Raw genomic sequence first — 19542 nt, forward strand, 5'->3', positions numbered from 1 at the left:
TAAGGGAGGAAACTTATGAAAACACAAAAGAAATCATCAAAAAACGCAGTTACAGCCGGTGTTTTAATTGCACTTTACTTTGTAACATATGCAGTAATTGGGGCAATATCTATGCCTGTCCCTGTTTTATTTTTACTAATGCCTATGCTTGTAGCACTATTTGCTGCACCAACCTATCATATGCTTCTTGCAAAGACAAGGTCAGCTACTGCTATTGTAATCGCAGCTATTTTACCAAGTATTTTATTAGTTGCAACTGGGCATATTCCAATTGCACCATTAGTGGCAGTGCCTGCCGGAATAATTGCTATGTTCATAGCAAAAGGTGGAAATTATACAGACTTTAAGAAAAATACAATTAGTCATATGTTTTTTTCTCTAAACTTATTTGGAGGCTTTTTACCAATTTGGGTTATGAGAGAAGCGTTTTTTGAAAGTGTAATAAAAGGTGGCTTAGATCAAAGCTTTTGTAACACAGTAAGAGCATGGACACCAATATGGATGTTACCAGTTATGATTATAGGAACATTTATATTCTCTTTGATTGGTTCTTATTTTACAAAGAAAATACTAAATAAAAAGTTGGAATCCGCAGGAGTTTTATAATGGAAAATTCAAAGTTTGTTCTGGGGTCAAAATATGACCTCAGAACAAAACTTATCTTGCTTATAGGTGCGAATATTTTAATTTTTTTAGGGTTTGATTGGATCTATCAAAGCCTTATTACATTATTTTTCCTTGTCATCACTATTAGCGATGGTTATAAAAAATCCGCTATAAGGTATATTTTATTTTTTGTAATAAGTGTAGTATTGGAAAAATCTTTAACCTATTTTAGTATGAATTTTCTTTTGAATTTAACTTTATTTATCTTGGCAATTGGAAGAAAATTTCTGCCATGTATTATCGTGGGTAAATGGATTTTAAATTCAACATCTGTTTCCAGTGCAGTGGCAACTTTACAAAAATTAAAACTTTCAAAAGACTCGCTCATAATGATTTCTGTAATATTTAGATGTTTGCCTACTATTAAAGACGAATGGAGTCATATAAATATGGCGATGAAAACAAGAGGGATTAGCGTTAGTCTTTATAATTTATTTCATAGACCTGCTGCGACAATGGAATACTTTTTTGTACCCTTATTCGTAAGTGTAATAGAAATCGGGGATGAGCTATCCCAATCAGCCATTATAAGGGGGCTTGATGCTCCTGTTAACAAAACAAGTAGACACCTAATTAAGTTTAGAAAAAATGATATTGGTGTTCTAATTCTTATGATTTTAATTTTATCAATAGTAATATTTATGAAAGTGTCAGGGTGGGACTTATGATTGAAATTAGAGAATTAAGTTTTAAGTACAAAGGAGGAGCTAATTACTCATTAAAAGATATAAACTTGAAAATCAAAAAAGGGGAATGCATTCTTCTATGCGGTAGGAGCGGTTGCGGAAAGTCGACCCTATTAAAGCTTATGAACGGTATAATACCTGAGTTTTATGATGGGGACATTTCAGGCAGTGTTATGGTCAACGGTATGAATACATTTACTACACCAATTTATAAATTATCTAAGGATGTAGGTTCAGTTTTTCAAAATCCTAAAACACAATTTTATACAACAAACACTACAGATGAGATTGCTTTTGGTTTAGAAAATTACGGAATAGAAAGAGAAGTAATTAACAAAAGGATTAAAGAGGTCGAAAAAGAGCTTCATCTTGAAAACTTGATGAATAAAAATATATTTAATCTTTCCGGAGGAGAAAAGCAGAAGATTGCTATAGCAAGTATTTACGCATTAAACCCTGAGATATTTATTCTTGATGAACCGTCTTCAAGCTTAGACATAAAGTCAATGAAAGAACTATCACTTACAATGAAAAAGCTTAAATCTTTAGGAAAAACTATTATTATTGCAGAACATAGGCTGTGGTATTTAAAAGACATTGTTGATAGAGCAATATATTTAGAGGATGGGAAAATCATCAGAGAATATAGTATGGAAGAAATTCAAAATTTAGATGAAGAAGAAAGATTGAAAACAGGACTTAGACATACTGAATTGCGTAGTGCTAACTTTAATAGAAAATCAAATTCTTTGCGAAAAGTACCTGAATTGGAAATAAACGACTTGCTGTACAAAAGAAATAAGCAAACTGTTTTTAAAGTAGACAGATTAAAATTTGAAAGCGGAAATATTGTGGGCATAGTTGGAAATAACGGAATAGGAAAATCTACTTTTGCGAGAATTGTTTGTGGTCTTGGGAAACAATCCTCAGGAACAATTTGTAAAAATAATAGGAAGCTATGCTCTAAAGAGAGAGTTAGAAACAGCCTATTAGTTATGCAAGAAATAAACAATCAGTTATTTACTGATACAGTTTATGATGAAATAAGTTTGACATCGGATATAGATGATGACAATAAAATAAACATCTATATGGAAGATATGCAAATTGAAAAGTTAAAGCAAAAGAATCCTCATACCTTATCAGGCGGGCAGAAGCAGAGAGTGGTTATTTTAGCCGCCCTACTTTCAAATAAAAATCTACTGTTTTTTGATGAGCCGACAAGTGGGTTGGATTATGCGAGTATGAAAGTAGTCGCTGAAAATATAAAAAAATTCAAAGAAAAAAAGAAACTGATTTTGATAATTTCTCATGACTTTGAGTTTTTAGAAGTAGTCTGTGATGAAGTTATATATTTTTCGTAATTGATGCAGAAAGTTAAGTTGAATATTAAAAAGGATAAGGGAACACGACAATTTTAAAAGGAGGGTATTTTTATATGGAGGGATAATTATGTCAAAACTTATAGTTTCGGTTTTCACAGAACGATATAATTATCCTTTTTTATTCTTGGAATTGCTTACACATAGCAATAATACTTTACCAGAAACGACCAAATAGAAAATTATATAAAACATTAGTTTTTAAGCCGAGAGGACTTTTTACGCCAAAGTGTAGAAGTCCTCCTTTTTTATTCTCAAAACCAAAACAGAGAACTTAAAAAGGAGGATGACTAAGTGGCAAAGAAAGAATATTACCTTTATGTAAAAGGCAAAGCCGTACCTGTAAGTGAAGAAGTCTACAAAGCCTATTGGAAGATAACAGAGCATGAAAAGTATCTCCAAAGAAAAGATTGGAAGCATAATGTAATACCATTTTCGGCACTGGATCATGATGGACACTTTGTAGATAACATCATAGATGAAAAGATAGACTTAGAAAAAATTGTAGAAGTAAAAATGCGAATTGAAGAACTTCATAAAGCATTAAATACTCTTACAAAAGAAGAACGAGAACTAATGGAAGCCATCTTCTACAAAGAAGAAAGTCTAAGGTCAATCAGCAGAAGAGAGAAAGTTACACATCAAGCAATCAGTGGGAGGAGGGATAGGATTTTAGAAAAACTGAGAAAGATTTTAGAAGATAAAATCTAAAAACTTGGAAAGGTTAAGTGTCAAAAAAGGTGCTTAACCTTTCTTTATGGAAACAAGCAGATACCAAAACGGAGGAATTAAAAATGAAGAAAGAAAAAACATTACAGGAAGTACAGGAACAAATTTCTGAACTTCAGGAAGAAAGAGAAAAGTGCGATGTAAAGCTGAAACAATTACAAAATCAAGGCAAAAAATTAGAAAAACTGGCAAATGAAAAGGAACGAAAAAGAAGAAATCACAGGCTCATACAAAGGGGATTGATAGTAGAAAGGGTCATTAAAAATCCTCTAATATTTACCAATGAGGAGATAGAAAAACTGTTAAATATCTCTACTCACACAGAAGAATACAGACAAGCCTATGAAGAAATGATAAATGGGAAAGATATGGAAGATGAAACAGACATAGAGTAGATAAAATAAAAGACCTTAGTTTTTTCAGAAGCTCCCTGCAAGGGCAAAAAGCTCCGCAGGACGCAAAGCACCCTTTAGGGTGTATAATTGCGCCCTTAGTAAACTAAGGGATTTTAGCAAGTCTTTGAAAATCCAAAACCTAATAAAAACATACGGATAAAGCAGATAGGAAAAGATACAAAAAATAACCCGTCTGCTTTTTTCTTTACCTGAAAACAAATAAAAAAATGAAAGGAGTTTAAAAGTGGCAGAAACATTTCACTTTAATATTTCAATGATAAGCAGAGGAAAAAGTAAATCGGCAGTTGCAAGTGCAGCATATATCTCTTGCGAGAAAATCAAAAATGAATGGGACGGAGAAGTTCATGACTATCACAATAAAAAAGGACTTTTACATTCAGAAATTTTCTTGCCGGAGAATGTCCCCATAGCATTAAAAGATAGAACTACCTTATGGAACAGCGTTGAACTAAATGAGAAAGCAAGCAACGCACAGCTTGCAAGAAACTTCATTATCGCTTTACCAAAAGAATTATCTTTTGAAGAAAACAAGAAACTCATTACCGACTTTATACAGGAAAATTTTGTATCAAAAGGAATGATAGCAGACCTTGCAATCCATGATAGAACAAGTGAAGATAACAACAATATACATGCTCATATTATGACTACCCTTAGACCAATCAATGAAAAAGGAGAGTGGCAGGCAAAAAGCAAAAAAGAATATGTAATTGATGAAAATGGAGAAAAGATAAAACTAAAAAGCGGGAACTACAAAACAAGAAAAGTAGAGCTGACAGACTGGAACAATAAAGGAAACGCAGAGAAATGGAGAGAGAATTTTGCAAGACTTTGTAATCAGTATTTAGAAAAAAATCATCAAGAAAAGAGAGTGGATCATCGTTCCTACAAAAGGCAAGGGATAGAAGAAATCCCAACCATTCACATGGGAGCAAGTGCCAGTGCCTTAGAGAAAAAAGGAATCGAAACCGACAAAGGAAACATCAACAGAGAAATAAAAAAACATAACTCTTTAGTAAAAGCTATCAAGAACAAGATAAAAGAAATCACTTCTTGGATAGACTCTTTACTTGGAAATCTGCAAGCAAAATACGATGGGTATAAACAGACCAAGAAAGATGAACTGGAGAACAAAGCAGAACTCTTTAACCTTTATGAATATATTTCTATCTACAACGAAATACAGGGAGAAAAAACAAAAAATCTATCCTACTATGGACAGATAAAAAAGGGAAATGCAGACCTAAAGAGATTTGTAAAAGCAATCTACTATCTAAAAGATAATCATCTTCAAACCATAGCAGACCTACAAGAAAAAGTTTTTGAACTGGCAAAGCAAAGTAAAAAGATAAGTGGTGATATTCAAAGCAAAACCCAAAGAATAAAGGAGTTAAATCGTTGCTTTATTTGTGCAGACATCATCAAAGAAAATAAGGCGGTATATCAGGAATATAAAGATAAAACTTTTCTTAAAGATAAATTTTACAATTCACATAAAGATGAAATTGAAAACTACAAAAAAGCAAGAAAGACTATAGAAAAATTTACTGGAACATCAGCTATAAAGTCGAGTGATTGGCAGAAAGAAATATCAAGCCTTGAAAAAGAGATACAAGACTTAACTGAAGATAAAGCTAAAGTTCAAGACGAATTTAAGCAGATAGATCATATCAAATATGCAGTAAAGATTGTGGGTGACGAGTATGGAATAGATTTATCTATAGAGATAGACAAGGCAATTAAGAGGGGAGATAAACCAAGTGTAATTGCACAACTGAAAAAATTTCAAGAGCAAGAGGAAAGAAAGGGTCAGTACAAACAAAAAGCAAAAGAAAAGGCTAAAGAAAATTATAAAAATAAAGGGGAGGAAAGATAAAAATGGCAGACAACAGAAGATACTATTGGTTAAAATTGAAAGAAGATTTTTTTACAGATAAGAGAATCAAAAGGCTAAGAAAAATATCAGGAGGAGATACCTATACAATCATTTATCTTAAATTGCTTTTACTTAGCTTAAAAGATAGTGGGAAGCTGTATTATGATGGAGTAGAAACAGACTTTATCAAAGAGCTTGCCTTAACGATTGATGAAACGGAAGATGATGTAATGGTTATAGTAAATTATCTTGTAGCACAAGGATTGATGGAGATAATTACAGAAAATGACGAGTATTTTTTAACAGAAATTCCAAGTCTTATAGGTTCAGAAACAGCTTCTACAAGGCGTTCAAGAAAATCGAGAGGACAAAAAGCGTTGCAATGCAACACTGGTGCAACACCTTGCAACCTTTTGCAACAAAACTGCAACGGAGATATAGAGATAGATAAAGAGATAGATATAGAGTTAGAAAAAGAGGGGGAGATAGAAAAAATATCCCCCAACCTTTATGGAGAATATAAAAATGTTTCCTTAACCGATGAAGAATATGGGAAGTTAAAGGATAAAATGCAAGGTCATAGGGAAGAAATGATAGAGAAGCTGTCAACCTATATGCAAAGCACGGGAAGAAACTATAAAGATCATTATGCGACCTTAGTTCATTGGTATGAGCAAGATAAAGGTAAATTAAAAGAAAGCCATAAATCAAAAGTATATACCTTTGAAGATTATGACAAGGGGGAACACTTGTAGACCTCGTATAAGACGGTGGAAAGGTGTTTTTAGAGCGTTAATGATAAAATAGGTATCAGACTATAGCTAAGTGTAAAATAGGGCTTAAAATTGCAGTATGAAAAAAATATCGTATTTATGATAAAATGATAGTGATATGGTAATAAACTCAGTTATAAGGAGAGGATATATAAATGCGAATTCAATTTACTGTAACCGATGAAGAACTTGAAATTTTAACTAAAAAAGCAATAGAGGGAGGTTTTCCAAGCGTTACTGAATATTGTAAGTGTAGCAGTTTACAAGAAAATACAAGCTATGCTGACCTATATACTACCTTATTAAACAAAATTAGCTCTTTACCGAAAGGCAAAGAATTTGTTTTAAGAGAGTTAATCGCAACACCGCCGGCATTGATTGGCAGATGGTTTTATGAAAATGTCAATAAGAGACTTGTAAAAAATGTGGAACACATTGGAAAAGCTGAAGGCGGAGTAGAAAAATATAAAAGAATTTAGATAATGTTGGAGGGGCATTTCATGGCAGATGAAAACAGAGAAATTGTAGTGATAGATGAAACTACAATGAAAAGCAAGATTTACTATATACGAGGTCAAAAGGTTATGCTTGACTTTGAACTTGCTGAAATATATGGGTATGAAACAAAAACATTTAATCAGCAAGTTAAGAATAACATAGAAAAATTTGATGAAGATTTTAGATTTCAACTTACCAAAAATGAATGGGAATTTTTGAGGTCAAAATTTTTGACCTCAAAATCAGATGAAGGTTCAGGCGGTAGAAGATATATGCCTTATGCCTTTACAGAACAAGGTATTTATATGCTGATGACTGTATTAAGAGGAGAACTTGCTGTCAAGCAAAGCAAGGCTTTAATACGAATGTTTAAGCAGATGAAAGATTTTATAGTTGAAAACCAAGACTTTATCACCTCGAAAGAATTATTACAAATAGCAGTACAGACAAACCAAAATACAAAGGATATAGCAACAATAAACAATAAAATTAGTACTTTAGCTACAAAAGAAGATTTGAAAAAGGTTATGGATAATTTTATAGATCCGGACACATACAAGCATTTCCTTTTAATGAACGGAGATAAGATTGAAGCAGATGTTGCCTATACAAAAATATATAAGTCTGCAAAGAAAAGTATTTATGTGATAGATAACTATATAGGGCTAAAAACATTAGAACTTCTTAGGGCTGCAAAAGACAATGTTGGAATTATAGTCTTTAGCGACAATGTAAAAAACAAGGATATGCTGACAAAAAATATCCTAAACGATTTTAGAAAAGATTACCCTAATATCAGACTGAAGATGAAAATTGCAGGTAAAAAATATCACGATAGGTATATTGCTATTGACTATGGAACAGAAAATGAAGCCTTTTATCTTTGCGGAGCATCATCAAAAGATGCAGGAAATAAAATATCAAGTATTACAAAGATAGAGGAATCTTCCAAGGATATGTATCATACGATGTTTGGCGGAATGCTGAACAATAAGGATTTGAAAATTTAATATGTAAATGGCAAAGCGTTATTAAATGAATAGCTACAAGACTTGTGAAAGGCGGTAGAAATAAAACTCTATCGTCTTTTTTTGATTGCAACTAACAGGAGGGAAACTAATATGCACGAAAATAAAAATGAACATAATACAGGAACAAAGACCATAAAGAAGATTGGAAAGGCAACTTATGAGGTTGTTGTCCATTTTAATGAAAATGCGACTGAAACCATGCAAGATAAATTGAAAAGGATAATGCTTAGAGAAATGGAGAGGGAAAAACATCAAAAAGACGATAAAAATGATTAGAAAGTCCTTGACAAGTGGTTACAGGAAAAACTGCCAAGTCAATTCTAATATCTTGTGGAGCAAGACTTGCACCTTTTGATATAAGAGAGCTTAGAGAACTAATGAGCGAAGATGAATTAGAGCTTGATAAAATTGGAGATAGAAAAACTGCTTTATTCGTAATAATATCAGATACAGATGATACCTTTAACTTTGTAGTTTCAATAATGTATTCTCAACTATTTAATCTTCTATGTGATAAGGCAGATGATGTGTATGGTGGAAGACTTCCAGTTCATGTTAGGTGTCTACTTGATGAGTTTGCAAATATAGGATTAATTCCTAAATTTGAAAAATTGATTGCAACAATTCGTTCAAGAGAAATATCGGCAAGCATAATACTGCAAGCACAATCTCAATTAAAAGCAATCTATAAAGACCATGCAGATACAATAGTTGGTAACTGCGACTCTACACTCTTTTTAGGAGGAAAAGAAAAAACAACAGTAAAAGAATTATCTGAAACCTTAGGAAAAGAAACCATAGACCTATATAACACATCAGAAACAAGATCCAATCAAAAATCTTTTGGTCTAAATTACCAAAAAACTGGCAAGGAACTTATGAGTCAAGATGAAATAACTGTAATGGATGGCGGTAAGTGTATTTATCAGTTAAGAGGAGTAAGACCTTTTCTATCTGATAAATTCGATATTACAAAGCATAAGAATTACAAGTTGTTGGAAGATTATGATAAGAAAAACTTGTTTGATGTGGAAGAGTATTTAACAAATAGAGATAAAATAAAAATAAACAGGAACAGTTTGATTACAAGATTATGAATTAAGCCTAGGATAAAAATATTTTTGGTATAATATCTATATAAACCATGGAGGTAGGCATATGAGGTCTTATGAAAGTAAGGAAGAATTAAAAAATGAGATAAAGAAAACTTTTGGAAAATATATTTCAGAGTTTGATAATATCCCAGAAGAATTAAAAGATAAAAGAGTAGATCAAGTTGATAGGACACCAGCTGAAAATCTTGCCTATCAAGTAGGTTGGACAACTTTAGTTTTGAAATGGGAAGAAGATGAAAAAAAGGGAATTGAGGTTAAAACGCCATCTGACAAATTTAAGTGGAATCAACTTGGAGAATTGTATCAATGGTTTACAGATACCTATGCTCATAAATCGTTAAAGGAATTAAAAGAACAACTATCACAGAATATAGAAGATATTTACTCTTTGATAGATAATCTTACAGAGGAAGAATTATTTAAACCACATATGAGAAAATGGGCAGATGAAGCAACAAAAACTGCAACTTGGGAAGTATATAAATTTATCCATGTAAATACAGTAGCACCATTTGGAACATTTAGGACTAAGATTAGAAAATGGAAAAAACTTAATAATTTTGTGAATGTAATTAAATAATAAGGTTGGTGCTTTAATTGAATTATGAAAAATTTAAAAAAATAATAAATAGAAAAACCTCTATAATAGTATTAGATACAAATGTAATACTTGACTTAGCTCGATATTCATTATACAGTAGCAAAAACATATTAGAAATTTTCAAGGAGTGTAAGGATTTAATATGGATTCCGAATCAAGTGTATAAAGAATTTAATAAAAATAAATATAGCGTATTCGGACAATTGAAAAAAAAGTATCAAAATTTTGAAAAAGATTTACTAAGAGTAATTGAAAGGAGTCAAAAAAATTTAGAGAGTGTCTTGATTAAATCATCTAAATATAATTATTTTGGAAGAAAAAATTTGGAGAATGAATTAAATAACAAGTTAGTTGAATTAAAACAAATAATCAAATCTTATAAAAATAGTGTTGGTATTGAATATGATGAAATAACAACAGATTCTCCTGAAATAATTAAAGATATAGATAATCTTATTTCATATTTAGAAAAAAATAATAGGATAGGTAATAGGATAAGGTTTAGTGAACAATTAAAAATTATTAGAGAGGGTGAACTTAGGTATAAATATAAAATTCCGCCTGGATATGAGGACATTAATAAAGATGGAGTTGAAAAATTTGGAGATTTATTTGTTTGGAAAGAGATATTAGATTTACCAGTTGAAAAATCAGTAAAAGATATTATTTTTATTACGAATGATATAAAAGAAGACTGGTGGAGTAAGGATAGTCAAGATAATTTAGTAGTTCACGATAAATTATTAAGTGAATTTAAAGAAAAAAATCCAAATGTAAATATTGAATTTTTAACAACAGGAATGTTTCAGAATTTCGCTTCAAAAGTATATGATAGATATGATTTTAATGTTTATGTAGATTTAAATAGAAAAGATGTGTCATATGTAGAAAGAGTAAAACAAGATATTTCTAATGATATAGTTGACAGTATTTATAATAACAACTATTATTATCTAGAATCGTATGTTATTGGAAGTGAGGGTATTGAAGAATTAGATATAAATAATTGTGAATTCAATGAGATATTAGATACTTATGAAGAGTTTACAGACGAGATTGTTAGTATAACTTATGAGCTAGAATATTTAATAAATTTAAGTTGTGTATCCTTTGATTATTGGGGACGTGATGATGATACAAAAGAAGTCATACAATCACCACCAATAGAACAAGAATTTAGTGGAAGTGTCATAGTTAATGTCACAAGATTAATTAATAAAGATGATATCGAAGAAGATTCTTTTTATATTAATAATGATAAAGAATATACAGATATTGAAATAATTGAAATTCAGATAGATCAAGATTCTATAAACAAAAATGAAGAAGACTACGATGACTCTTATTTAGAAGAGGAGAATTACAATAATGATTATGCATTTATTTGCTCTAAATGTGGAAAGGGATTTAAGGATAGGCGAGAAGATGTAGGTGGTATTTGTCGAGATTGTTCATTTAATGATTAATAATATAGGATATTTTATTAAAGCAGTAATTATAAAGTTTACTGCTTTTTTTATACTCAAAATTAGGAGGTTAAGATGTTAAGGATAAGAGCTCCTACTTAGAACAATTTAATAAGGAATAATGTATAGCGATTGGAAATAAATAGATCCAGTCGCTTTTTTAATTGAAATTTATAGATTAAGGAGAAGAAATTAATGGATAGAGAAATGATAAATATTAATGCAAATTTAGTTAAAGAAGTGGAATTATCAGAATTTGAAAGAGATGGAGAAAAAGTAGATGTAGCAAATTTTACTCTCATTAAAAAATATGGTAAAGGAAAAGAATATATAAATTGTTCAGTCTACGGAGAAAAAAGCGAACGTGCAAAAGAATTAGATAAAGGAGATCTAATCCATGTCTTTGGATATTTCAAAGAAAACAAAAAAGGAGATAAGGTCTACAAGAATTTTATAGTTAAATCACTAAATAAAATAGAAAATAAGAAAGAAAACGAGGAGGAATAATATGGAATTTTTTACAGCTGGAGTTGGAGTTTTAAAGACACTTGTAACTGCAATTGGTGCAGGTTTAGGAGCATGGGGAGTTATTAACTTAATGGAAGGTTATGGTAATGATAACCCTGGTGCTAAATCTCAAGGTATTAAGCAGCTTATGGCTGGTGGGGGAATTGTACTAATCGGTATTAAATTAATTCCACTACTTGCAAATGCTTTAAAATAGGAGAAAGTCTATGTTTGGTATCTTTGACAAGCTAACTGAATTTTTTAAGGATATGCTACTCGGAGGTATCAAAGCAAATCTTGAGTCCATGTTCTTAGATATAAATGACAAGGTAGGAGTTATTGCAACTGATGTTGGGAAGACACCAATGGGTTGGAATGGAGAAGTGTATAACTTCATAAAAAACATTAATGATAATGTGATCGTTCCAATAGCAGGTCTTATCATAACAGCAGTTTTATGTATTGAACTCATAAATATGGTTATGCAAAAGAATAATATGCACGATACAGATACTTTTGAGTTTTTCAAATACATTATAAAGATGTTTATAGCAGTCTACCTTGCAAGCCATGCCTTTGAATTTTCAATGGCAGTCTTTGATGTGGCACAAAATCTTGTAAACAAAGCGGCAGGGGTAATCACTACTTCTGCCACTGTTTCAGGAGATCAGATAGTTGCAATGGTTGATACATTAAAAGAAAAAGAAATAGGTGAGCTTTTAATGATATTAGTTGAAACAAGCCTTGTAAGGATTGCAATTCAATGTATATCTTTAACTATTACCTTAATAGTATATGGGCGTATGTTTGAAATATATGTCTACTCATCAGTATCATCCATACCATTTGCGACTATGGGAAATAAAGAATGGGGTCAGATTGGAACAAATTATATCAAGGGACTTTTTGCCTTGGGACTACAAGGTTTGTTTTTGATGGTATGTTTAGGTATCTACACCGTTTTAATAAGAACGGTACAGATTACAGATATTCACGCAAGCTTGTTTAGTATATTAGGATATGCTCTACTACTTGGACTTATGATGTTTAAGAGTGGAACAGTTGCAAAAAGTATTATGAATACGCACTAGGAGGAATAAATGTTAAAAAAGAAAAATTGTGCTTTATTGGGACTTGGAATTTTATTAGGAGGAACTTATGAAATCTTAAAAGAGAAAAAAAGAAATGAAGAGATTAGAAACTTAAAGAGGAGAATAAATAGACTCGGAAGATGTCACAATGAATTTGTTATGTATCAAGGCGAATACAATGACAGAAATGAAGAAAAACAAGAAGAATTAGAAGAAAGAATTAGCTACCTGGAAGAGGAAACAACATCTAATTATGACCATATACTTGAACTTTCCAAAGAAGAAGTAGAGGGAGATTAAAATGGCATATGTACCAATACCAAAAGATTTGGACAAGATTAAAACAAAGGTTGCCTTTAACTTAACCAAAAGACAACTTATAGGTTTTTCTGTGGCAGGACTAATTGGTATACCAACCTATTTATTTATGAAGAAATATCTACCTAATGATGTTTCTATCATTGTAATGCTAATAGTAACCCTGCCAATCTTTTTTATAACCTTATATGAAAAAGATACCTTAACTTTTGAAAAATATTTTAAATTTTTCTATCTTCATAAGTTTTATCAACCAACTAAGAGAATAAGAAAGGAGGCATACATTGAAGCAAAGAAAAAAGCAAATCAGCGACTTAAATCTAAGGGAAAAACAATTAAAAAAAGACCGAAAGGAAGTAAGAAGGCTAAAAACAAAGAAAGATCCAACAAATAGTCTTCTAAGTGTACTTTTAAAGAAAGAGAAAAAGAGATTTACTGTTGAAGATACAATTCCCTATATAAGAATGTTACCAGAGGGCATTTGCCAGTTAGATGAAAAAAATTATTCAAGGACAATTTCATTTCAAGATATAAATTACCAGTTGGCATTGGAAGAAGATAGAGATTTAATCTTTAACCAATTTGCCAACTTTTTAAATTCTTTTGATCCAAGTGTCCACATTGAACTTTCGTATGTAAATCAATTAGGAAGAAATAAAGACCTACAAGATGCAATTAAAATTGCTGATAAGGGAGACTTCTATGACGATGTAAGAAAAGAGTTTAGGGAGATGTTAAAGCTTCAACTTGCAAAGGGCAATAACGGACTTAAAAAGATGAAGTATATAACCTTTACAACAGAAGCCGATAACCTAGAGCAAGCAAGAGCAAAGTTAAATAGACTTGAAGTAGATATTTTATCTAACTTTAAATCTATGGGAGTAAGAGCAGAAAGCCTTGATGGTGAAGAAAGGCTAAGACTTGTTCACGATATGTTAAATCCAGACAAAAACTTTTATTTTTCATATAAAGATTTGAAGAAGAAAGAGTCTACAAAGTCACATATAACTCCCAATATCTTTAATTTTGCACCAGTAAATAATTTTAAATTTGGTAAATATATTGGAGCAGTAAGCCATTTTCAAATACTTGCAAGTGAGTTATCAGACAGAATGTTATCTGAGTTTTTAGATATTGATGACAATATTTATGTAGCTTTTCATATAGATGTAGTTGAACAAGCAGAAGCCATTAAACTCATTAAGAGAAAAAATACAGACTTGGACAGAATGAAAATTGAAGAACAAAAGAAAGCTGTTCGTGCTGGATATGATATGGATATTATTCCTTCAGATATAAATACTTTTGGTGCGGATGTTAAGTCCATGTTATCCGACTTACAAAATAGAGATGAAAGGCTCTTTGTTGTATCTATAGTAATGATGAATTTTGCTAGGACTAATCAAAAATTAGAAAACACAATTGCTCAAATTTCATCAATTGCAAATAGACATAATTGTCAGGTAAAAAGATTATCTCATCAACAAGAACAAGGACTTGTTTCTGTCTTATCTTTAGGAGTTAATCAAGTCGAGATAAAAAGATTTTTAACTTCATCATCAACGGCAGTATTTATGCCTTTTACAACAGAAGAGCTATTTATTGATTCGGCAAATTCCTTGTACTATGGCTTAAACGCCCTTAGTCAAAACTTGATTATGGCAGATAGGAAGAAACTTAAGAACCCTAACGGACTAATATTAGGTACACCAGGTTCTGGTAAATCTTTCTCAGCAAAGAGAGAGATGGCAAATGCAATTCTTGTAACAGACGATGATGTAATTATTTGTGATCCTGAGGGCGAATATTCAAATCTTGTAAAACAATTTAATGGAGAAGTTATTAAAGTTTCAGCAAAGTCAAAGGACTACCTAAATCCATTAGATATAAATATGAACTATGGAGATGGGGACGCACCTTTAAAGGATAAGGCAAACTTCATAATGTCTATGCTTGAACTTGTAGTAGGAGGATCTGGTCTTACTGCTGCAGAAAAATCTGTTATAGATAGGTGCTTACCAAAGATATATCAAAAATATTTTGAAGACCCAAAACCAGAAAATATGCCAATATTAGGAGATTTATACGATATGCTCCTATCTCAAGAAGAGGGAGTTGGTAGAAAACTAGCAACAGAAATGGAAATTTATGTTAAGGGAAGTCTTAATGTATTTAATAATAGGTCAAATGTTGACCTAAATAGGCAACTGCTTTGCTTTGATATAAAAGAGCTAGGAACACAACTTAAAAAAATAGGTATGCTTGTAATTCAAGACCAGGTTTGGAACAAGGTTTCCCTAAATAGAGGAAGCAAGTCTACAAGATACTATATAGATGAGTTCCACCTTTTATTAAAAGATCCACAAACTGCTTCATATTCAGTAGAAATCTGGAAAAGATTTAGAAAATGGGGAGGTATTCCAACAGGTATAACTCAAAACGTAAAAGACCTTTTAACAAGTCAGGAAATTGAAAATATCTTTGATAATACAGACTTTGTTCTAATGTTAAATCAAGCATCTGGAGATAGAGATATTCTTGCTAAGAAATTAAAAATATCGCCTTATCAGCTAAACTATATTACTAATTCAAATGCAGGTGAGGGACTCTTATTCTTTGGAAATACTATTGTTCCATTTATTGATAAATTCCCTAAAGACACCATGCTATATAAGCTAATGACAACAAAACCAGAAGAAGCTAAGTAGGTGTGATATGGATAAAAAACTAAAAAAAGATTTTCAAAAGAAAATTATACGAAATAGGGACGCTCCTGAAAAGAATGTAGATAGTAAACTTGTTCATTCAGATGATTATACCAATAAGATTATTAAGACTAAGGATAGGTTCGGAGATAAAATTTCAGAAAAAGAATCTAAACTTATTCATGAGAATATATTAGCTAAAGATCAAAAACAAGATAAACTAAAATATTTTCAGAAGGCTAAAAACAAGGAAAGAATTAGAAAAGAAGTTTTAGATAATAAGAATAAGGCTGAAGAAACAAAACAAACTAATCTTGAAATAAGGACAGATGAAAACTTTAAACTTGATGAATATTTAGATGTAGACCTTAAAAAGGTGGACTTTGATAGTGAAAACAGTAGAAATATTAATTCTAATAAACTAATAATAGATGATATTTCAGCTAAGGCTCAACCAATAAGCAATAAGAAAGCATCAAGTAAAAGACAAGTTCTTAAAAATTATGAGGATAAACTTATCCATAGTAAGGATAAATTCCAAGACAAAATCAACGAGAAAGAGTCTAAGCGAATCCACACAAGTGAAGATAAACCTATCGAAGCAAAGAAGAGTAAGAGAATATATAGAAAAGATAAGCTTGTTAAAGATGAAGTAATTAAGAACGAGAGTAATGATAATATCGATAAAAATCAAGGGCAGAAACTTTATCAAGAAAAGAAGTTTAGGGATAAGGGAAAAATTTCTAAAGAAATAGATAAAGAAAGTAAGCTAAGCGAAGTTGATACAGATAAGACTTTTGATAATTCTGAGATTAAAGAAAATAATCAAGAATTCATAAAAGATGAAAAGGAAACAAGCTTTAAATCTTCAGAACAAAAGAAAGTTAACAAAAAGAAGACTTACTATAAGAAAAAAAATTATGAAAGTGATAAATTCACTCGAAAGAAAATCGATGACTTAAAAAATGAATCTAAGAAAGTTAAAACGAAAGATTCTAAGAAATCACAAGATGTTAAAGATTTTATCTCAGATAAAAAGATTGGAGAGCTTGAAAAGTCTAAAAGTAAGCTAAAGGATAATATCTTAAAGAATAAAACTAAAGGAAGCCTATCTTCTGGGGTTTTATTATCTGGAGCTAAGTCATCAGAGTTAGTGAGAGATTATCTAAGTTCAGGATCTGATAATACTGGTGTAGAATCTGGAGAAAAAGTCGCTAATGTAAGCTCTAAGCTCCAGCATGGAATAAGGAAGTATAAGCTAGATAAAAAGAAAAAGTCCTTAAAAAAGCTATCTAAACTTGATAAGAAAATAAGAAAGAGAAAAAGCAAGTTGGAGTTTAAAAGTAGCTTGGAAGATTTAAAAAAGTCAGATGCCTATATAAAGAAAAATAGATTTAAAAAGTTTTACCAGAGAAAACAAATGAAGAGCATGATAGCTAAAAAGCACGAAACAAGACTTGTAGATAGGGTTAAAAAAGCTATTTTAAGTTTAGGTAAGGCTTCTAAAGAGCTAATCGTAAGAAAAAGTAAGATGGTTCTATTTCTAGTAATAGGACTAGGTCTTATGCTATCAATCATGATTGGTGGTGGAAGTGTTGGTATGAGTGGATTAAGTAACTCTGTTAACTCAGTAATGACAACAACATACCTATCACAAGATACAGTTCTAAGTGAAGTTAATCAAGAATTTTCATCAATGGAGTATGACCTACAATCACAAATCGAAAGTGTGAAAACAAGTCATCCTGGATATGACGAATATATCATAAACAAAGAAGGAGAAATTGGTCATAATACCCATGAACTTTTATCCTATATAACTTCAAGATGTGGAGAAGTAAAATCAGCATCTGAAGTAAAAGGAATCTTAAAAGAGCTTTTCGATAAGATGTATAATCTTGATTTTAAAGAAGAAATTGAAATTAGAACAAGAACAGTAGCAAGAACAAGATATGATAGTCGTGGCAATCCTTATACTAGTTATGAAAAAGAAGAGTACGAATATAAAAAGTTAATTGTAACTTTAAAGAAAAAAGAAATGGATGAAGTTGTTAGGGAAATATTTAAAGATTATCCAGACAATGTAGTTCATTATGAAGCTCTTCTTGAAGCTAAGGGGAATATGGGAGATGTTTTTGGATCAGGTAATGGGGACTTAGGAGAAATAGTAGACAATCCAAACTTTGGAAATCCTGGTCTTGCTTTTGATTCAGCTACTGCAAAAGCTTTATTTAATGAAGCAGAAAAACATATAGGCAAAAGATATGTGTTTGGAGCAAGTGGACCATCTAACTTTGACTGTTCAGGTTTTGTATGTTGGTCATTTACAAAGTCTGGTGTAAAGAGTATGCCAAGAACAACTGCATGGAGAATATACAAAGACTATTGTAATCCAGTAAGTCCAAGTGAAGCTCAACCTGGAGATATAATATTTTTCCACTCAACATATAACAGTGGAACTCCAATATCTCACGTAGGAATATACGCAGGTAACGGAATGATGATCCACGCAGGAGATCCAATTCAATACACATCAATAAATTCAAAATATTGGAAATCACACTTTTATGGTTTTGGAAGACCAAGATAGAAGGGAGATATTATGTGAACAGAAAACTTATAAGTATTAGAAACAAAAAGAAAAAAATAGAAGAGAAATTAAAAGATTTAAATGCAAAATACAAGGAAATTTGCGATGAAGAAATACAAGTTGAAAATGAAGAAATAATTGTAACTCTTAGGAGGAACAATATTAGCTTGGAAGAATTAATGGAGAAAATCAATGATAGAAAAAGAGAAGAAAAATTAAAAGAAAAGGAGAACATTCATAATGAAGAAATTTAATACGAACAAACTAAGAGCCTTTTTTATGGCTCTTTTATTAGTTTTAACATCAACTGTGCATACAAGTGCATTTGCAAAGTCTGATGTTACTTGGACGGAAGATGATTTTATGTATTCCTCTGAGGGAAATATAATTGCCTTCAGTGATAAAGGCTTAGAAAAGAAAGAAAAGACAAATATTCTAGTATTTCCTGAAGGAACGAAGTCTATAAATGGAAATTATTCTTTAAGTCATTCAAACGATGAACTTAGATATAAAAGAGAATTTGGGCGTGGCAAACATTGGGATAAAGTAATTATTCCTGATTCTGTTAAGCATTTAGGTTATGCTGCCTTTTACGAAGCAAGTATAGATGAAGTAAAACTATCAAATAGTCTAACTTATCTTGGTGGTTTAGCATTTTTCAATTGTGGACTTAGAGAAGTAACTTTACCTAATACTTTGGTAAATATTGAACATAATGCTTTTGAAAGAAATAACCTTCAAGAAATAACTATACCGAAGTCTGTGAAGACAATTGAACAGTATGCTTTTTCAAGAAATAAACTGCACACTGTAAAAGTTTTAGGCAATCCAAACATTAACAGTAAGGGAGTATTCCATAATCAAGATGTTGAATATAGACCAAAACAAAATCCATTTTACGAAAATCATTTTGGTTTCAACGGAAATCAAGGATTCAAATCTATTCCTAATGGATTAAGGTATGAAAATGGAGAGTTTGTCTTTGATAAGAATGTAGATAGTGTAGAACTTGAATTTGATTATAACAATGATATGTATCAAGGAAAGATGACTATTTTCAATCCAAATAAATATTCCATTGATACTCAAACA

Annotated in this window: 21 protein-coding genes and 1 pseudogene; all 22 read left to right on the forward strand. The window is 31.0% G+C overall.

Going from position 1 to position 19542, the window contains the following annotated elements; genetic code table 11:
• The first annotated feature begins 15 nt into the window (after window positions 1–15).
• Complete coding sequence (locus HMPREF9225_RS06180) at window positions 16–606, forward strand: MptD family putative ECF transporter S component (RefSeq protein ID WP_008902100.1); 591 nt, start codon at window positions 16–18, stop codon at window positions 604–606.
• Window positions 606–1334: an energy-coupling factor transporter transmembrane component T gene (locus HMPREF9225_RS06185; RefSeq protein ID WP_008902101.1), complete on the forward strand. Its 729-nt coding sequence runs from the start codon at window positions 606–608 to the stop codon at window positions 1332–1334. Before HMPREF9225_RS06180 ends, HMPREF9225_RS06185 begins: the two co-directional genes overlap by 1 nt.
• Entirely contained in the window at window positions 1331–2716 is a 1386-nt protein-coding gene (locus HMPREF9225_RS06190; RefSeq protein ID WP_008902102.1) for an ABC transporter ATP-binding protein, read from the forward strand. Before HMPREF9225_RS06185 ends, HMPREF9225_RS06190 begins: the two co-directional genes overlap by 4 nt.
• A 312-nt stretch (window positions 2717–3028) precedes the next feature.
• On the forward strand, window positions 3029–3445 hold the full coding sequence (locus HMPREF9225_RS06195; protein ID WP_001074477.1) for a sigma-70 RNA polymerase sigma factor region 4 domain-containing protein: 417 nt from the start codon (window positions 3029–3031) through the stop codon (window positions 3443–3445).
• A gap of 83 nt (window positions 3446–3528) precedes the next feature.
• On the forward strand, window positions 3529–3858 hold the full coding sequence (locus tag HMPREF9225_RS06200; protein WP_009346081.1) for a DUF3847 domain-containing protein: 330 nt from the start codon (window positions 3529–3531) through the stop codon (window positions 3856–3858).
• A 244-nt stretch (window positions 3859–4102) separates the two neighbouring features.
• Window positions 4103–5755, forward strand: coding sequence for a MobQ family relaxase (gene mobQ / locus HMPREF9225_RS06205; RefSeq protein ID WP_008902103.1), 1653 nt, complete (start codon window positions 4103–4105; stop codon window positions 5753–5755).
• Between the two features lie 2 nt (window positions 5756–5757).
• A complete protein-coding gene (locus HMPREF9225_RS06210; protein ID WP_000774839.1) occupies window positions 5758–6510 on the forward strand; it encodes a phage replisome organizer N-terminal domain-containing protein in 753 nt (250 codons plus the stop codon).
• 173 nt (window positions 6511–6683) lie between these two features.
• Window positions 6684–7007 carry a hypothetical protein gene (locus tag HMPREF9225_RS06215; RefSeq protein WP_001222545.1) on the forward strand — a complete coding sequence of 108 codons (324 nt, stop codon included), beginning with the start codon at window positions 6684–6686 and terminating at the stop codon, window positions 7005–7007.
• 21 nt (window positions 7008–7028) lie between these two features.
• Window positions 7029–8036 (forward strand): ORF6N domain-containing protein, encoded by a 1008-nt coding sequence (locus tag HMPREF9225_RS06220; protein ID WP_040551366.1) that lies wholly within the window; start codon window positions 7029–7031, stop codon window positions 8034–8036.
• A 111-nt stretch (window positions 8037–8147) separates the two neighbouring features.
• Entirely contained in the window at window positions 8148–8333 is a 186-nt protein-coding gene (locus tag HMPREF9225_RS06225) for a transposon-encoded TnpW family protein (RefSeq protein WP_008902105.1), read from the forward strand.
• 11 nt (window positions 8334–8344) lie between these two features.
• Window positions 8345–9154: pseudogene (locus HMPREF9225_RS06230) on the forward strand (VirD4-like conjugal transfer protein, CD1115 family); the annotation flags it as partial.
• A gap of 61 nt (window positions 9155–9215) precedes the next feature.
• Window positions 9216–9752, forward strand: coding sequence for a ClbS/DfsB family four-helix bundle protein (locus HMPREF9225_RS06235; RefSeq protein ID WP_001258251.1), 537 nt, complete (start codon window positions 9216–9218; stop codon window positions 9750–9752).
• A 17-nt stretch (window positions 9753–9769) separates the two neighbouring features.
• Entirely contained in the window at window positions 9770–11239 is a 1470-nt protein-coding gene (locus HMPREF9225_RS06240; RefSeq protein ID WP_008902107.1) for a PIN-like domain-containing protein, read from the forward strand.
• 195 nt (window positions 11240–11434) lie between these two features.
• Window positions 11435–11746 carry a single stranded DNA-binding domain-containing protein gene (locus HMPREF9225_RS06245; RefSeq protein WP_002839977.1) on the forward strand — a complete coding sequence of 104 codons (312 nt, stop codon included), beginning with the start codon at window positions 11435–11437 and terminating at the stop codon, window positions 11744–11746.
• Window position 11747: 1 nt separating this feature from the next.
• On the forward strand, window positions 11748–11963 hold the full coding sequence (locus tag HMPREF9225_RS06250) for a Maff2 family mobile element protein (protein ID WP_000394203.1): 216 nt from the start codon (window positions 11748–11750) through the stop codon (window positions 11961–11963).
• Between the two features lie 10 nt (window positions 11964–11973).
• The gene (locus HMPREF9225_RS06255; protein WP_000466919.1) at window positions 11974–12837 is read left to right on the forward strand and encodes a VirB6/TrbL-like conjugal transfer protein, CD1112 family; all 864 of its coding nucleotides are present in this window, start codon (window positions 11974–11976) and stop codon (window positions 12835–12837) included.
• A 9-nt stretch (window positions 12838–12846) separates the two neighbouring features.
• Window positions 12847–13137 carry a hypothetical protein gene (locus tag HMPREF9225_RS06260; protein ID WP_002838520.1) on the forward strand — a complete coding sequence of 97 codons (291 nt, stop codon included), beginning with the start codon at window positions 12847–12849 and terminating at the stop codon, window positions 13135–13137.
• 1 nt (window position 13138) lies between these two features.
• Window positions 13139–13549, forward strand: a complete 411-nt coding sequence (locus HMPREF9225_RS06265; protein WP_008902108.1) for a PrgI family protein — start codon at window positions 13139–13141, stop codon at window positions 13547–13549.
• Complete coding sequence (locus HMPREF9225_RS06270) at window positions 13440–15863, forward strand: VirB4-like conjugal transfer ATPase, CD1110 family (RefSeq protein WP_008902109.1); 2424 nt, start codon at window positions 13440–13442, stop codon at window positions 15861–15863. The genes HMPREF9225_RS06265 and HMPREF9225_RS06270 overlap by 110 nt, the downstream gene beginning before the upstream one ends.
• A 7-nt stretch (window positions 15864–15870) precedes the next feature.
• Window positions 15871–18450 carry a C40 family peptidase gene (locus HMPREF9225_RS06275; protein WP_008902110.1) on the forward strand — a complete coding sequence of 860 codons (2580 nt, stop codon included), beginning with the start codon at window positions 15871–15873 and terminating at the stop codon, window positions 18448–18450.
• Window positions 18451–18464: 14 nt separating this feature from the next.
• Window positions 18465–18704 carry a hypothetical protein gene (locus tag HMPREF9225_RS06280; RefSeq protein ID WP_001080402.1) on the forward strand — a complete coding sequence of 80 codons (240 nt, stop codon included), beginning with the start codon at window positions 18465–18467 and terminating at the stop codon, window positions 18702–18704.
• The coding region (locus HMPREF9225_RS06285; RefSeq protein ID WP_008902111.1) for a leucine-rich repeat domain-containing protein at window positions 18691–19542 on the forward strand (852 nt) is incomplete at its 3' end. The genes HMPREF9225_RS06280 and HMPREF9225_RS06285, both read left to right, overlap by 14 nt.

It is taken from the genome of Peptoniphilus duerdenii ATCC BAA-1640, from assembly GCF_000146345.1.
GTDB classification, from domain to species: Bacteria; Bacillota; Clostridia; order Tissierellales; family Peptoniphilaceae; genus Peptoniphilus_B; species Peptoniphilus_B duerdenii.

Excerpts from the sequence above, each read along its gene's own strand:
- HMPREF9225_RS06215 (WP_001222545.1), top strand. The coding sequence starts at position 6,684 with ATGCGAATTCAATTTACTGTAACCGATGAAGAACTTGAAATTTTAACT.
- HMPREF9225_RS06200 (WP_009346081.1), top strand. The coding sequence starts at position 3,529 with ATGAAGAAAGAAAAAACATTACAGGAAGTACAGGAACAAATTTCTGAA.
- HMPREF9225_RS06245 (WP_002839977.1), top strand. The coding sequence starts at position 11,435 with ATGGATAGAGAAATGATAAATATTAATGCAAATTTAGTTAAAGAAGTG.
- HMPREF9225_RS06250 (WP_000394203.1), top strand. The coding sequence starts at position 11,748 with ATGGAATTTTTTACAGCTGGAGTTGGAGTTTTAAAGACACTTGTAACT.
- HMPREF9225_RS06220 (WP_040551366.1), top strand. The coding sequence starts at position 7,029 with ATGGCAGATGAAAACAGAGAAATTGTAGTGATAGATGAAACTACAATG.
- HMPREF9225_RS06180 (WP_008902100.1), top strand. The coding sequence starts at position 16 with ATGAAAACACAAAAGAAATCATCAAAAAACGCAGTTACAGCCGGTGTT.
- HMPREF9225_RS06210 (WP_000774839.1), top strand. The coding sequence starts at position 5,758 with ATGGCAGACAACAGAAGATACTATTGGTTAAAATTGAAAGAAGATTTT.
- HMPREF9225_RS06260 (WP_002838520.1), top strand. The coding sequence starts at position 12,847 with ATGTTAAAAAAGAAAAATTGTGCTTTATTGGGACTTGGAATTTTATTA.
- HMPREF9225_RS06185 (WP_008902101.1), top strand. The coding sequence starts at position 606 with ATGGAAAATTCAAAGTTTGTTCTGGGGTCAAAATATGACCTCAGAACA.
- HMPREF9225_RS06265 (WP_008902108.1), top strand. The coding sequence starts at position 13,139 with ATGGCATATGTACCAATACCAAAAGATTTGGACAAGATTAAAACAAAG.
- HMPREF9225_RS06255 (WP_000466919.1), top strand. The coding sequence starts at position 11,974 with ATGTTTGGTATCTTTGACAAGCTAACTGAATTTTTTAAGGATATGCTA.
- HMPREF9225_RS06190 (WP_008902102.1), top strand. The coding sequence starts at position 1,331 with ATGATTGAAATTAGAGAATTAAGTTTTAAGTACAAAGGAGGAGCTAAT.
- HMPREF9225_RS06225 (WP_008902105.1), top strand. The coding sequence starts at position 8,148 with ATGCACGAAAATAAAAATGAACATAATACAGGAACAAAGACCATAAAG.
- HMPREF9225_RS06275 (WP_008902110.1), top strand. The coding sequence starts at position 15,871 with ATGGATAAAAAACTAAAAAAAGATTTTCAAAAGAAAATTATACGAAAT.
- HMPREF9225_RS06235 (WP_001258251.1), top strand. The coding sequence starts at position 9,216 with ATGAGGTCTTATGAAAGTAAGGAAGAATTAAAAAATGAGATAAAGAAA.